Annotated in this window: 11 protein-coding genes; all 11 read left to right on the top strand. The window is 71.8% G+C overall.

Annotation, left to right across the window (positions count from 1 at the left end):
• Window positions 1-4 precede the first annotated feature (4 nt).
• The 11 genes from VKN16_14245 (at window position 5) to ftsZ (ending at window position 14,347) form a co-directional block, all read left to right on the top strand.
• On the top strand, window positions 5-2,047 hold the full coding sequence (locus tag VKN16_14245; GenBank protein ID HME95363.1) for a penicillin-binding transpeptidase domain-containing protein: 2,043 nt from the start codon (window positions 5-7) through the stop codon (window positions 2,045-2,047).
• A gap of 16 nt (window positions 2,048-2,063) precedes the next feature.
• The gene (locus tag VKN16_14240) at window positions 2,064-3,584 is read left to right on the top strand and encodes a UDP-N-acetylmuramoyl-L-alanyl-D-glutamate--2,6-diaminopimelate ligase (GenBank protein ID HME95362.1); all 1,521 of its coding nucleotides are present in this window, start codon (window positions 2,064-2,066) and stop codon (window positions 3,582-3,584) included.
• Window positions 3,572-4,960 (top strand): UDP-N-acetylmuramoyl-tripeptide--D-alanyl-D-alanine ligase, encoded by a 1,389-nt coding sequence (gene murF, locus VKN16_14235; GenBank protein ID HME95361.1) that lies wholly within the window; start codon window positions 3,572-3,574, stop codon window positions 4,958-4,960. Before VKN16_14240 ends, murF begins: the two co-directional genes overlap by 13 nt.
• On the top strand, window positions 4,960-6,042 hold the full coding sequence (gene mraY / locus VKN16_14230) for a phospho-N-acetylmuramoyl-pentapeptide-transferase (protein ID HME95360.1): 1,083 nt from the start codon (window positions 4,960-4,962) through the stop codon (window positions 6,040-6,042). Before murF ends, mraY begins: the two co-directional genes overlap by 1 nt.
• A 12-nt stretch (window positions 6,043-6,054) precedes the next feature.
• Window positions 6,055-7,500, top strand: a complete 1,446-nt coding sequence (gene murD / locus VKN16_14225; protein ID HME95359.1) for a UDP-N-acetylmuramoyl-L-alanine--D-glutamate ligase — start codon at window positions 6,055-6,057, stop codon at window positions 7,498-7,500.
• Window positions 7,500-8,627 (top strand): putative lipid II flippase FtsW, encoded by a 1,128-nt coding sequence (gene ftsW / locus VKN16_14220; protein ID HME95358.1) that lies wholly within the window; start codon window positions 7,500-7,502, stop codon window positions 8,625-8,627. The genes murD and ftsW overlap by 1 nt, the downstream gene beginning before the upstream one ends.
• Window positions 8,627-10,030: a UDP-N-acetylmuramate--L-alanine ligase gene (gene murC, locus VKN16_14215; protein HME95357.1), complete on the top strand. Its 1,404-nt coding sequence runs from the start codon at window positions 8,627-8,629 to the stop codon at window positions 10,028-10,030. The genes ftsW and murC overlap by 1 nt, the downstream gene beginning before the upstream one ends.
• 3 nt (window positions 10,031-10,033) lie before the next feature.
• The gene (gene murB / locus VKN16_14210; protein HME95356.1) at window positions 10,034-10,915 is read left to right on the top strand and encodes a UDP-N-acetylmuramate dehydrogenase; all 882 of its coding nucleotides are present in this window, start codon (window positions 10,034-10,036) and stop codon (window positions 10,913-10,915) included.
• Window positions 10,916-10,921: 6 nt separating this feature from the next.
• Window positions 10,922-11,803 (top strand): FtsQ-type POTRA domain-containing protein, encoded by an 882-nt coding sequence (locus tag VKN16_14205; GenBank protein ID HME95355.1) that lies wholly within the window; start codon window positions 10,922-10,924, stop codon window positions 11,801-11,803.
• Between the two features lie 8 nt (window positions 11,804-11,811).
• A complete protein-coding gene (gene ftsA, locus VKN16_14200) occupies window positions 11,812-13,056 on the top strand; it encodes a cell division protein FtsA (protein HME95354.1) in 1,245 nt (414 codons plus the stop codon).
• Window positions 13,057-13,195: 139 nt separating this feature from the next.
• Window positions 13,196-14,347: a cell division protein FtsZ gene (gene ftsZ, locus VKN16_14195; GenBank protein ID HME95353.1), complete on the top strand. Its 1,152-nt coding sequence runs from the start codon at window positions 13,196-13,198 to the stop codon at window positions 14,345-14,347.
• Window positions 14,348-14,367: the final 20 nt, after the last annotated feature.

Genomic DNA, 14,367 nt, shown 5'->3' with positions numbered 1-14,367 from the left:
TGCCATGACCGAGCAGCGGGCCGAGGGCCTGAGAAGCCGCGCGCTGATTCTCGCCGCGTGCCTCGCCTGTGCCTTCCTCGGTCTCCTCGCCCGCCTCGGCTACCTGCAGGTCTACAAGCACGACGAGTACGCGCGCCTCGCCGAGAATCAGCACGCCAAGACGGTGCCGCTGCACGCGAAGCGCGGCCCCATCCTCGACCGCAACGGGCAGCCGCTCGCCGTCTCCTCCCGGGCCGACACCCTCTACGTGACGCCGGGAAAGGTCGAGCACGCGCCGCGGCTGGCCGCGCGGCTGTCTCCGATCCTCGGCGAGCCCATCCGCGACGTGTTGCGACGGCTGACCGTCTCCAAGAAGTTCGCGCCGGTGCGGCGCCGCCTCACTCCTGACATGGCGCGCGCGGTGCTGGATCTCAAGGATCCGTCGCTGACCATGGTGGACGACACCATGCGGCTCTACCCGAACCGGGAGCTGGCCGCGCAGCTGGTCGGCTTCGAGGGCGCCGAGGGCAAGGGGCTGGCCGGCATCGAGCAGGCGTGGGACACGCACCTGGCCGGCGCCGAGGGGCGCGCGGTGGTCGAGCGCGACGCGCTCGGGCGCGAGGTGACCGGCGCGCCCATCGTGCTCAAGCCGGCGGTGCCGGGCCAGGGGGTCGTGCTCACCATCGACGCGACCATCCAGTACCTGGCCGAGAAGGAGGTGGACGCGGCGTGGCGGCGGACGCGGGCCAAGTCGGCGATGGCGGTGGCGATGGATCCGCGCACCGGCGAGATCCTCGCGATGGCCATCCGTCCCACCTACAACCCGAACGCGTTCGGCGTGTCCACCGACGAAGACCGCCGCGCCCGCGCGGTCACCGATCCGTTCGAGCCGGGCTCGACGTTCAAGGTGATCATGGCCGCCTCCGCGCTGCAGGAGGGCGTCGTCCGGCCGACCGATCGGATCTACGGTGAGAACGGCGCGATCACGGTGGCCAACGCCACCATCCACGACTGGAAGAAGTACGGCTGGCTCACCTTCACCGAGGTGCTCCAGAACTCCTCCAACGTGGGCTCGATCAAGGTCGGTCTGCAGATCGGCAAGGAGCGCTACTACAAGTACATGACCGCCTTCGGCTTCGGCTCGCCGACCAACCTGGGCCTGCCGGGCGAGAGCCGCGGCCAGCTGCGGCCGCCGACCCAGTGGTCGGGACTGTCGCTGGCCACCATGTCGATCGGGCAGGAGATCTCGGTCACCGCGGTGCAGATGGTGGCCGCCTTCGGGGCGGTGGCCAACGGCGGCCGCCTCATGCAGCCGCAGATCATCCGGGCGACCCTGGACGCGCAGGGACGCGAGCTGCGCTCGTTCGAGCCCAAGGCGGTCCGCCAGGTGATCAGCCCCGACACCGCGCGCACCCTGACCGAGATGATGGTCAACGTGGTCGCCAACGGCACCGGTCACAACGCGGCGATCCCCGGCTACGAGGTGGCGGGCAAGACCGGCACCGCCCAGAAGATGGATCCCGCGACCCGGCGCTACTCGCGCGCGCCCGGCGTGCTGTCCTTCGTGGGCTTCGTGCCCGCCGACGATCCGCGGCTGGTCATGATCGTCCTGCTCGACGAGCCCAAGAACGAGAAGTGGGGCAGCGAGGCGGCCGCCCCCATCTTCTCGGCGATCGGCCGCGAGACGCTGCGGTATCTCAACGTCGCGCCGCGAGATAGCAGCCCGGTGCCGATCGTGCGCGGGGAGATGGCCGCGGTCGCTCCGGCCCGGCCCCGCCCGAGCGCGCTCGCCGCGCCTCAGCCCGGGCCGCCGCTGGTGACCGCCGGGGCCTCCGAGCCGGCCGACGGCGCCGCCGTCATGCCCCGCGTCGCCGGCCTGTCGCTGCGCCAGGCCCTGGAGGCGCTTGCGCCGCTCGGAGTGGGCCTCGAGATCTCCGGCCGCGGCGTGGTCACCGCCCAGTCGCCCCTGCCGGGCGCGCCCCTGCCGGCGGGGACCACGTGCCGGCTGCAGCTGACGCCTCCGGTCGGCCGGACGATGACCGCGGTCCCGGCGAGCTTCCGCCAGTGAGGACATGAGCGAGCCCGTGCCCACGACCACGCTGCTCGACGCGCTGACCGAGAAGACGGTGCTGGGCAGAGCGCCCGCGCGCGTCACCGGCGTGGCCTACGACTCGCGCAAGGTCCGGGCCGGGGAGCTCTTCGTGGCGATCCCCGGCTTCAAGCAGGACGGCCGGCGCTTCGCCGCCGACGCGCTCGGCCGGGGGGCCACCATCGTGGTCGCGGAGGGCGAGGATCCGCTGCCGGAAAGCCCGACCGCGCGGGTGCTGGTGCCGTCCAGCCGCGCCGCGCTCGCCCGGCTGGCCGACGCCTATCACGGCCATCCCTCGCAGCGGCTGACCGTGGTCGGCATCACCGGCACGAACGGCAAGACCACCACCTCGCTGCTGGTCGAGGCTCTGCTCGCCGCGGGCGGGCGACCGACCGGCGTGATCGGCACGATCGAGTACCGGGTCGGCGGTCAGGTCGAGAGCGCGAGCCAGACCACGCCGGAGGCGCTCGAGCTGCAGGCCCTGCTCGCGCGCATGGTGCGGGCGAACGTGGGTGGGGTGGTCATGGAGGTCTCCTCGCACGCGCTGGCGCTGCACCGGGTGGACGGCATCGAGTTCGACGTCGCGGTCTTCACCAACCTGACTCAGGACCATCTCGACTTCCACGGCACGCTCGAGTCGTACCGGGACGCGAAGGCGCGGCTGTTCTCGGCGCTGGCCGTCGGGCGGAAGCCCCGGCGCGCGGCGGTCGTCAACGTGGACGATCCGGCGGGCGCCGCCATGATCCGGGCGGCGTCGGCCGACCCGGGAGTCCGGCGCCTCACGTTCGGCCTGTCGGAGCGGGCCGACCTGCATCCGCGCCGCTGGGAGTCGGGCATGGGCGGCATCCGCCTGGAGGTCGCCTCCGCGGGCGGCGTCATCGAGATCGTCTCGCCGCTGGTCGGCGAGCACAACGTGATGAATCTCCTGGGGGCCATCGGCGTCGGACTGTCCCTGGACATGGAGCCGCGGCGGATCGGCGAGATTCTCTCCCGGGTCTCGACGGTGCCCGGGCGCTTCGAGCGGGTCGAGGCCGGTCAGCGCTTCCTGGTGGTCGTCGACTACGCCCACACGCCCGACGCTCTCGAGAACGTGCTCGGCACCGCACGCAAGCTCCTGCGGCCGGGCGCGCGCCTGGGGGTGGTCTTCGGGTGCGGCGGCGATCGCGACCGCGGGAAGCGACCGATCATGGGCGGCATCGCCGCGCGGCTGGCCGACCGGGCCTGGGTGACCTCCGACAATCCGCGCAGCGAGCGGCCGGAGGCGATCCTGGCCGAGATCGAGACCGGCATCCCCGCGGAGGCGGCGGGCCGTCACGAGTCCATCGCGGACCGCCGGCGGGCCATCCAATCCGCGGTGGCGTGGGCGCGCGAGGGCGACGTGGTGGTCATCGCCGGGAAGGGGCACGAGACCTACCAGATCATCGGCGGGACGACGCTGCCGTTCGACGATCGAGACGTGGCGCGCGCCGCGCTGGTGGAGCGGGGCGGCCCCGGAGGCGAGGCGTGGCGCCGCTGAGCGTGGAGGACATCGTGCGCGGCACCCAGGGCGCCCTGGTGGCGGGCGACCTGGGCGTCCCGGTGATCGGCGTCAGCATCGACAGCCGCCGGCTCACCATCGGCGAGGCGTTCTTCGCGATCCGGGCCGCCCGCGACGGCCACGACTTCCTGCGCGACGCGGCGGCGCGCGGGGCGAGCTGTCTGGTCGTCCACAACCTGCCGGACGACATGCCGCCCTCGGTGCCGACGGTCCTGGTGGATGACACCACCCGCGCCCTCGGGCGCCTGGCCGCCTATCATCGCGCGCGGTTCGACGTGCCGGTGGCCGCGGTCACGGGCTCCAACGGCAAGACCACCACCAAGGAGATGATGGCGGGCGTGCTCGCCGCGCTGGGCCCGGTGCTCAAGCCCGAGGGCAGCTTCAACAACCAGTGGGGCCTGCCCCTGACCCTGCTCCGCCTCTCACCCGAGCATCGGGCGATGGCGCTCGAGCTGGGCGCCAACACGCCGGGCGAGATCGAATCGCTGGCCGCGATCTGCCGGCCGACCGTGGGGGTGGTGACCGTCGTGCAGGGCGCCCACACCGAGTTCTTCGGCTCGCTGGACGGCGTGGCCCACGAGAAGAGCGCGCTGGTGCGCGCGATTCCGCCCGACGGCGCGGTGGTGCTGAACGCCGACGACCCGCGCGTGCTCGCCATGCACACGCAGAGCCGGGCGCGCGTGCTCTACTTCAGCACGCGGCCGGGCGCCGACGTGGTCGCGGCGAGCCCCGCGGTGGACGGGCCCGACGGCCTCCGGTTCACGCTGGCCATCGGCCAGGCCCGGCGGCCGCTGCAGCTCGCCTTCGCGGGCCGCCACAACGTGACCAACGCGCTGGCCGCCGCGGGCGTGGGCCGCGCGCTCGGTCTGTCGATCGAGCAGATCGCGCTCGGGCTCGAGTCCGCACGGCCGGTGAAGGGCCGCTGCGTCTGGCGTCCCGCCGGCCGCCTCCGCATCCTCGACGACACCTACAACGCCAATCCCGGCTCGGTCGGCGCCGCGCTGGAGACGCTCGCGGCCACCTCCGAGGGGTGCCGGCGCGTGGTGGTCTTCGGCGACATGCTCGAGCTGGGCGACAGCAGCGAGTCCGCGCACCGGGAGATGGGCCGCGCGGTCGCCGCCTCCGGGGCCGCCGAGTTCGTGGGCCTGGGCCGCTGGGCGCAGGTCGCGGTCGAGGCCGCGCGGGCGGCCGGGCTCGCCGAGAGCCACCACGTGACCACGTTCGAGGATGCGGTGGCGCTGCTGCTCAAGCGGCTGGCGCCCGGCGACGCGGTGCTCGTCAAGGGCTCCCGGGGCATGCGCATGGAGCGCGTGGTGGACGCGCTCGTGGCCCGCTTCGGAGGAGACGATGCCTGATGCTGTACGAGCTGCTCGTGCCGCTGGCCAAGTACCACACCGCGTTCAACGTGTTCCGGTACATCACCTTCCGGACCGCGATGGCCACCGTGACCGCGCTCGTCATCTCCTTCATCCTGGGGCCCTGGCTCATCAACCGGCTGCGCCAGATGCAGCACGGCGGCTCCTCGATCCGCGAAGACACGCCGGAGCGGCACCAGAAGACCAAGGCGGGCACGCCGACCATGGGCGGGATCGGCATCCTGGTGGCGATCCTCGTCTCCACGCTGCTCTGGGCCAACCTGCGCAATCGCTACGTGTGGGTCCTGGTGCTGGCCACCGCGGGCCTCGGCCTGATCGGGCTCAAGGACGACTGGCACAAGCTCAAGACCCGCAAGGGCATCTCGGCCCGTCAGAAGCTCGGCGCCCAGATCCTGCTGGTCGGCGCGCTCATGGGCTGGATCTACGTGTGGCCGCCCGACGGCTTCACCACCTCGGTGGTGATCCCGTTCTTCAAGGGGTGGCTCCTGACCTTCGGCTGGCTCTGGCTGCCCTTCGCGATCCTGGTGGTCGTGGGCGCCTCGAACGCGGTGAACCTCACCGACGGCCTCGACGGCCTGGCCATCGGGCCGATCGTGACCGCGGGCGGTGCCTTCGCGGTGATCGCGTACCTCACCGGCAACTTCCGGGCCGCCGAGTACCTGCGCATCCTGAACGTCAAGGGCACCGGGGAGCTGACCATCTTCTGCGGCGCGCTGGTGGGCGCCGCGCTGGGCTTCCTCTGGTTCAACAGCTACCCGGCCCAGGTCTTCATGGGCGACGTGGGCTCGCTGGCCCTGGGCGGAAGCCTCGGCACGCTGGCGGTGGTGACCAAGTCGGAGCTGCTGCTGCCCCTGATCGGCGGCATCTACGTGGTGGAGGCGGCCTCGGTCATCATCCAGGTCGCGTCGTTCAAGTTGACGGGGCGGCGCGTGTTCCGCATGGCGCCGTTGCATCACCACTACGAGATCAAGGGCTGGGCGGAGCCCAAGATCATCGTCCGCTTCTGGATCGTGTCCATCATGCTGGCGCTTCTGGCCCTGACCACACTCAAGCTCCGCTAGGGCGGTGAGACCATGGCGACGACGGTCATCCTGCGGCGAGACGTCACCTATCAGGTGGGGATCTTCGTGAGCGGCGACGGGACGCGCGGCGTGCCGTATCGCGAGTCGCTCGCGGGCAAGACCACCGCGGTCGTGGGGCTGGCCAAGAGCGGCGTGGCCGCGGCGCGGCTGCTGAGGCGCCTCGGCGCGCGCGTGCTCGCCTCCGACTCGAGCCCGCTCGAGGCGCTGACCGCGGACGCCCGCGCGCTGGACCGCGAGGGCTGCGCGCTCTGGGCGGGCGGGCATCCCGACGACGCCTTCCGGGGCGCGGAGCTGGTCGTGGTGAGCCCGGGGGTGCCGCTCGAGCTGCCCGCGCTGGCCGCGGTGCGCGCGCGCGGGGTGCCCATCATCGGCGAGCTGGAGCTGGCCTGGCGGGTGATGGAGGCCGACACCATCGCGATCACCGGCACCAACGGCAAGACCACCACCACCGCGCTGACCGGCGAGCTGCTGCGCACCCAGGTGCGGCCGGTGCTGGTGGGCGGCAACATCGGCACGCCCCTCGCCGAGCACGCGCTGGAGTTCCCGGGCGACGGGATCGTGGTCGCGGAGACCTCCAGCTTCCAGCTCGACACGATCGAGCGCTTCCGGCCGCGCGTGGGGGTCATCCTCAACATCACCCCGGATCATCTCGACCGCCACGGCACCTTCGAGCGCTACGTCGACGCGAAGGCACGCCTGTTCGCCAACCAGGGGCCCACCGACTGCGCGGTGCTGAACGCGGACGACCCGGTCACCGCCGGGCTCGCCGGGCGCACGCGCGGGCGCGTCATCTGGTTCAGCCGCACCACCCCGCTCGCCCACGGGGTGTTCATCTACGACGGCTGGATCGTGGCCAAGCTCAACGGCACCACCGAGCGCATCTGTCCGGTGAGCGAGATCACCCTGCGCGGCCAGCACAACGTGGAGAACGTCCTGGCCGCGACCGCGTGCGCGCTCTGGACCGGCATGGCGCCCTCCGCGATCCGTCGGGGCATCGGGGCCTTCCGTGGGGTGGCCCACCGTATCGAGCGGGTGCACGACGACCGCGGCGTGGTCTACTACAACGACTCCAAGGGCACCAACGTCGACTCCACCATCAAGGCGCTCGAGAGCTTCACCGAGCCGGTGGTGCTGATCGCGGGGGGCAAGGGCAAGGGGCAGGACTTCGCGCCGCTCGCCGAGGCGGCCCGCGGGCGGGTGCGGCGGGCGATCCTGATCGGGGAGGACCGGGACAAGATCCGGATCGCCCTGGAGACGGCCGGTATGTCCGCGGAATCCGCGGACTCGTTGGAGGACGCGGTGCGCCGGGCGCGCGACGCGGCGCGAGCGGGCGACGTGGTGCTCCTGTCCCCGGCGTGCGCCTCCTTCGACATGTTCCGCAACTTCGAGCACCGCGGCGACGTGTTCAAGTCCGTGGTGCGGGCGCTGCTCGGCTGATGCCCCGCAAGCTCACGCCCGACCTGCCGCTCTTCGGGGTGGTGGTGTCGCTGGTGTGCGTCGGCGTGGTGATGGTCTACTCGGCCAGCGCCATCGTGGCCGCCGACCGTTTCCACGACCCGTTCTTCTTCCTCAAGAAGCAGCTGTTCTGGGCGATGCTGGGGCTCGCGGTGCTGTGGGCCGGCATGCTGCTCGACTACCGGCGCCTGGAGCCGCTGGTCACCCCGCTCCTCGTGGTGTCGTTCGCGCTGCTGGTGCTGGTGCTGGTGCCGCCGTTCGGGCAGTCCATCAACGGCACCCGCCGCTGGTTCCACGTGGGGCCGGTCTCCTTCCAGCCGGTCGAGCTGGCGAAGTTCTCGCTCGTGCTCTATCTCGCCGCGTTCCTCACCCGGCGGCAGGAGTCGGTGGCCCGATTCACCGAGGGACTCTTGCCGGTGCTGCTGGTGGCCGGCGGGATGGCCGCGCTCACGCTGCTGCAGCCCGATCTGGGCAACAGCCTGGCCCTGATCATCCTCACGCTGGCCCTCGCCTACCTGGCCGGCGCGCGCGTGCACCACATGGCCCTGATCGCGGCCGCGGCGCTGCCGGTGGTGATCGCCCTCATCGCGATGAAGCCGTACCGCTGGCGGCGGATGGTGGCGTTCATGGATCCCTGGGACGACCCGCGGGGCATCGGCTTCCAGATCATCCAGTCGTTCCTGGCCCTGGGCTCGGGCGGCTGGCTCGGGGTCGGGCTCGGCGACTCGAAGCAGAAGCTCTTCTACCTGCCCGAGCCCTACACCGACTTCATCTTCTCGATCATCGGCGAGGAGCTGGGCCTGGTCGGCACCACCGCGATCCTGACCCTCTTCGCGCTGCTCATCTGGCGCGGGCTGCGCGTGGGGCTGCGGGCCCCCGACGCCTTCGGCGCCTATCTGGCCCTGGGCCTCACCATCATGCTGGCCACCCAGACCCTCGTGAACATCGGGGTGGTGACCGGCGCGCTGCCCACCAAGGGGCTGCCGCTGCCGTTCATCTCCTTCGGCGGGTCCGCGCTGCTCATGACCATGTTCTCGGCCGGCGTGCTGCTCAACATCTCGCAGCATGGAACCGGCGACCGAGAGCTGTACTCGAGAAGGTCGGCGTGATGTTCAAGAAGTACCAGCACATCCACTTCGTGGGTATCGGCGGCGTCGGCATGAGCGGCATCGCCGAGGTCCTGCTCACCCTCGGCTACCGCGTCACCGGCTCCGACGCCCGGCGCTCCGAGACGGTGGAGCGGCTCGAGCGCCTGGGGGCCAAGGTGTTCACGGGCCACGAGCCGGCCCACGCGGAGGGCGCCCACGTCGTCGTGTATTCCTCGGCGGTGGCGCGCGACAACGTGGAAGTCGCGGCCGCACGGCAGCGCGGCATTCCGGTCGTCCCGCGCGCGGAGATGCTCGCCGAGCTGATGCGGCTGAAGTACGGCATCGCGATCGCGGGCACCCACGGCAAGACCACCACCACCTCGATGGTGGCGGCGGTGCTGGGCGCGGGCGGGTTCGATCCCACCGTGGTGGTCGGCGGCCGCGTGCACGGCCTCGGCACCAACGCCCGGCTCGGCCAGGGCGAGTTCCTGGTGGCGGAGGCCGACGAGTCGGACGGCTCGTTCCTGACCTTGACCCCGACCATCGCGGTGGTCACCACGGTGGACGCCGAGCACCTCGATCACTACGCGAACCTCGACGCGATCGTCTCCGCCTTCATCGCCTTCGTGAACAAGGTGCCGTTCTACGGCGCGGCGGTGGTGTGTCTGGACGACCGGAACATCCAGCGCATGATCCCGCGCATGATGGACAAGCGCGTGATCACCTACGGGCTCGAGGCGAGCGCCGACCTCACCGCGCGCCGGCTCGCCTTCGCCGAGATGCGCTCCACCTTCGAGGTGCTCCACCGCGGCGCTTTGCTCGGGCCGGTGTCCCTGCGGGTGCCGGGCCGCCACAACGTGCTGAACGCCCTCGCCGCCGCCGCGGTCGGCCTCGACCTCGAGGTGCCGTTCGACCGCATCCAGCAGGCCCTCGCCGGCTTCGAAGGCGTGCAGCGCCGGTTCCAGATCCGCGGCGAGGCCCGGGGCGTCCTCGTCGTCGACGACTACGGCCATCATCCCGCCGAGATCCGCGCGACCCTCGCCGCCGCCAAGGCCGGGTTCGACCGGCGCGTGATCACGGTGTTCCAGCCGCATCGCTACTCGCGGACCCAGCACCTGCGCAGCGACTTCCTGACCGCGTTCTACCAATCCGACGTGCTCATCGTCATGGACATCTATGCGGCGGGCGAGGCGCCGATCCCCGGCGTCCACTCCCGCGACCTGGCCGACGGCATCGCGGCTCACGGGCACCGGGAGGTGCTCTACATGGGCTCCGATCGCGCGGCGATCGTCGACTACCTGTGCGAATCCACCAGAGCGGGTGATCTCGTGCTCACTCTCGGGGCCGGCGACGTGGGGCAGCTGGGCGGGGAACTGCTCACGCGGCTCGACGACGGCTCCGGGACGTCGTCCAAGAGGAGATAACACATGCTGGGAGAGATCCGAGGCGAGGTCCGATTCAAGGAGCCCCTCAGCTTCCACACCTCCTTGCGCATCGGAGGCCCCGCGGACATCTTCATCGTCCCGCAGGACGTGGAGGACATCCGTCTCGCGCTGTCCTTCGCGGAGCGGGAGCAGCTCTCGCTCGACGTGATCGGCGGCGGCAACAACCTGCTGGTCAGCGACCGCGGCGTGCGCGGGGTGGTGCTCAAGCTCGAGGGCTGCCTGGGCCGCGCCGAGTTCCACGGTGAGGAGGCGGTGGCCGGGGCGGGGGTGAGCCTGTCGGCCCTCATCCGCGAGGCGGCCGCGCTCAACCTGGGCGGCATCGAGTGCCTGGTCGGCGTACCGGCCACGGTGGGTGGCGCGGTCGCCATGAACGCGGGCACCGCCGACGGCGGCATCGCCGACTTCATCTCGGCGGTCTACTTCCTGCACCCCGACGGCACCCTCGGCGAGTTCAAGCCGGGCGCCGGCTCGTTCAGCTATCGGATGTTCGCGGCCCCGCCCGGCTCGGTGCTGATCGGGGCGCGGCTGCAGCTGCACCGGCGGCCCTTCGCGGAGATCCAGCGCGACATCAAGGTGCGGCTCAAGCAGAAGAAGTCGACGCAGCCGCTGGCCCTGGCCTCGGCGGGCTGCGTGTGGAAGAGCCCGCAGGGAGAGACGGCGTCGCGGCTGATCGAGAAGGTGGGGCTCAAGGGCAAGCGTCTGAACGGCGCCGAGATCTCGGCCAAGCACGCCAACTTCATCGTCAACCGCGGCGGCGCGGGCGCGGCTGACATCAAGGCCCTCATGCAGATGACCCACGACCGCGTGCGCAACCACTTCGGCATCACGCTCGAGCCGGAGATCCGCACGATGGGGGAGATCTAGCCGCCGGTGAGCGAGGGACGGCTCGTCCGCACGCATAGCTCGGTGCTGTCGCCCCGCTCGGGGCGGGGCGGCGGGCTCGAGGATCTCGCCGAGCGCGGCTCCGCCATGTCGCGCCAGCGCGTCTCGCGCACTCGGCTGGCCCGGCGGCTCGGCCGCCGCGTCCGCTGGGTGGCCGCGCGCGCGGTGTGGATCGGGGCGTGCCTGCTCCTCCTCGCCGCGGTGGGGCTCGGCGTGGGCTGGCTGCTGACCTCGCCGCGCTTCGCGATCACCGAGGTGGCGGTGAGCGGGGCGAGTCGCCTCACCCCCGAAGACGTCGTGAGCGCCTCCGGCATCGGCCCGGGCACCAATCTGTTCCGGCTGGACCGGGCCGAGGTGGTGGCGCGGCTGGAAGCGCTGCCGCTGGTGCGCCGGGCCGATCTGGTGCGGCGGTTCCCCAATCGCATCACGATCTCGATCGAGGAGCGCCGTCCGTTCACGCTCGTCCACGCGGGCCGGCTCCACTGGATCGACGAGCACGGGGTGAGCCTCGGCGCCGAGTCGAAAGCGGTGGCCCCGTCGGTGCCGGTGATCACCGGGCTGCAGCCGACCGACCTCGAGGGCCACCCGCCCTCCGCGCGGGTGGCCGCGGGCATCTCGCTGCTGCGCGTGCTGCTGCGCTCGGAGACCGCGCTGATCCAGCAGATCTCCGAGATCGACGTGAGCCGACCCGACGGACCCGTGCTCTACACGGTGGAGGGGGTGGAGGTCCGCATCGGGGCCGAGGACTGGGAGGCGCGCCTCGGCCGCCTGCAGGGCGTGCTCGCCCAGATCCGCGCGGGCGGCGAGGCGGTCAGCGCCATCGATCTGCGCTTCCGCGACCAGGTGGTGCTCAAGACCATGAGCCGGTGAGGAGGGTAATGGCGAGATCCCGAACGCGGCAGGTCATCGCCGGACTGGACGTGGGCACCACCAAGATCTGCTGTGTCATCGCCGACTGGTCGCCGGTGGGCAACCTCGACATCATCGGCGTCGGAGCGAGCCCGTCGCGCGGACTCCGCAAGGGGGTGGTCGTCAACATCGACTCCACCGTGGAGTCGATCAAGCACGCGGTGGCCGAGGCCGAGGAGATGGCCGGCGTGGAGATCAGCTCGGTGATCGCGGGCGTGGCCGGCGGCCACATCCGCGGCATGAACAGCCGCGGCGTGGTGGCGGTCTCGGGCAAGCACCGCGAGGTGAGCCAGACCGACATCGACCGGGCGCTCGACGCGGCCCGCGCGGTCAACCTGCCGCAGGATCGCGAGATCATCCACGTGCTGCCCCAGTCCTTCCTGGTCGACGACCAGGACGGAGTCAAGGAGCCGCTCGGCATGTCGGGCGTGCGCCTCGAGGTCGAGGTGCATCTCGTCACCGGCGCCACCACGTCGGTGCGCAACGTGGTCCGCAGCGTCAACCGCGCCGGCCTGCAGGTGCAGGACCTCGTGCTGGAGCCGCTGGCCTCCGCGGAGGCGGTGATCTCGACCGAGGAGAAGGAGCTGGGCATCCTCCTGATCGATCTCGGCGGCGGCACCACCGACGTGGCCCTCTTCCGCGACGGCGCGGTGTGGCACACCGGCAGCCTGCCGCTCGGCGGTGACCACATCTCCAACGACATCGCGGTGGGCCTGCGCACCCCCACCGCGGACGCCGAGGAGCTGAAGAAGCGCCACGGCTGCGCGCTCACCGCGCTGGTGCGCGAGGACGAGGTGGTGGACGTGCCGAGCGTGGGCGGACGCAAGGCGCGGCAGCTCTCGCGCCAGATCCTGTCCGAGATCATCCAGCCCCGCGTGGAGGAGATCTTCACGCTGGTGGCGCGCGATCTGGTGCGGGGCGGGCTCAACGACGTGGCCGCGGGCGGGGTGGTGGTCACCGGCGGCAGCTCGATCATGCACGGGGTGCCCGAGCTGGCCGAGCAGGTGTTCGACATGCCGGTGCGCCGCGGGGTGCCCACCGGGCTCTCCGGGCTCTCCGACGTGGTGCAGAGCCCGATCCACGCGACCGCGGTCGGGCTGGCCCTGTACGGGGCGCGCGGGCACGGCGCGGGCGGGCCCACCGAGGTCGAGGAAGCGGCGCGGGTCGGTCGCATCGGCCGGCGGCTGAGGGACTGGTTTGCGGAGCTCTTCTAGGAAGGGCGGCGGAGGCAAGCCTCCCCGCGCCGCCGGACAGGCGGAGCTGTTCAACACCGTGCCGCACGTCCGGGAGCGGCAGCCACAGGGTCGGACCCCGCGGGGACAATCCCTGCCGGAGCAACCCAAGGAGGAGTCGATGGAGCATTCTCAAGGGCGGCGGCCGGTGTTCGAGCTGGAGGAAGAGCGCGAGGCGGCGAAGATCAAGGTGATCGGCCTCGGCGGAGGCGGCTCCAACGCGGTCAACCGCATGATGGCGGCCTCGTTCACCGGCGTCGACTTCATCGTGGGCAACACGGACCTGCAGGCTCTGCGCTCGTCGCCCGCGCCGGTGAAGCTGCAGCTCGGCGCGCGGCTCACCGGCGGCCTCGGCGCCGGGTCCGATCCCGAGGTGGGCAAGAACGCGGCGCTCGAGGATCGCAACGAGATCAAGACCGTGCTCGAGGGTGCGGACATGGTCTTCGTGACCGCCGGCCTCGGCGGCGGCACCGGCACCGGCTCCGCGCCGATCGTCGCCTCGGTGGCCAAGGGGCTGGGCATCCTCACGGTGGCGGTGGTGACGAAGCCGTTCGGCTTCGAGGGCCGCAAGCGCGCGCTCCAGGCCGAGGCGGGCATGGCCGAGCTGCGTGCGGTGGTCGACACCCTGATCGCGATCCCGAACCAGCGGCTGCTCGCGGTGGTCGACCGCGGCACTCCGTTACTCGAGGCCTTCAAGGTCGCGGACACCGTGCTGCTGCAGGCGGTGCAGGGCATCTCCGACCTGATCCTGGTCCCGGGACTGATCAACCTCGACTTCGCCGACGTGCGCACGATCATGTCCGGCATGGGCATGGCCCTGATGGGCACCGGCACCGGCAAGGGCGAGCACCGCGCGCTGGACGCCGCGCAGAAGGCGGTGGCCAGCCCGCTGCTGGACGAGACCTCGATCGAGGGCGCCCGCGGCATCCTGATCAACTTCACCGGCGGCTCCGATCTCTCGATCCACGAGGTCGAGGAGGCCGCGCGCATCGTGCAGGAGGCCGCCCACGAGGAGGCCAACATCATCTTCGGCGCGGTGCTCGACGAGAGCCTGCAGGACGAGGTCCGCATCACCGTCATCGCCACCGGCTTCACCGAGCGCAAGGAGGCGACGATCCCCGGCCCCAAGGTGGTGCCGATCCCGTCGGGGCCGCGGAGCGCCGCGCCGGCCAAGGACTGGCGGCGGCGCATCAACGATCTGCGTGCCGAGGGCGAGGAGCCCGCGGAGGAGGATCTCGACGTGCCGGCGTTCCTGCGTCGGCAGGCCGACTAGCGACTGCGTGGGATGCCGCT

This window comes from Candidatus Methylomirabilota bacterium (genome assembly GCA_035315345.1).
Lineage (GTDB): Bacteria > Methylomirabilota > Methylomirabilia > Rokubacteriales > CSP1-6 > CAMLFJ01.
This window is presented reverse-complemented; position numbering and strand designations above follow the sequence as displayed.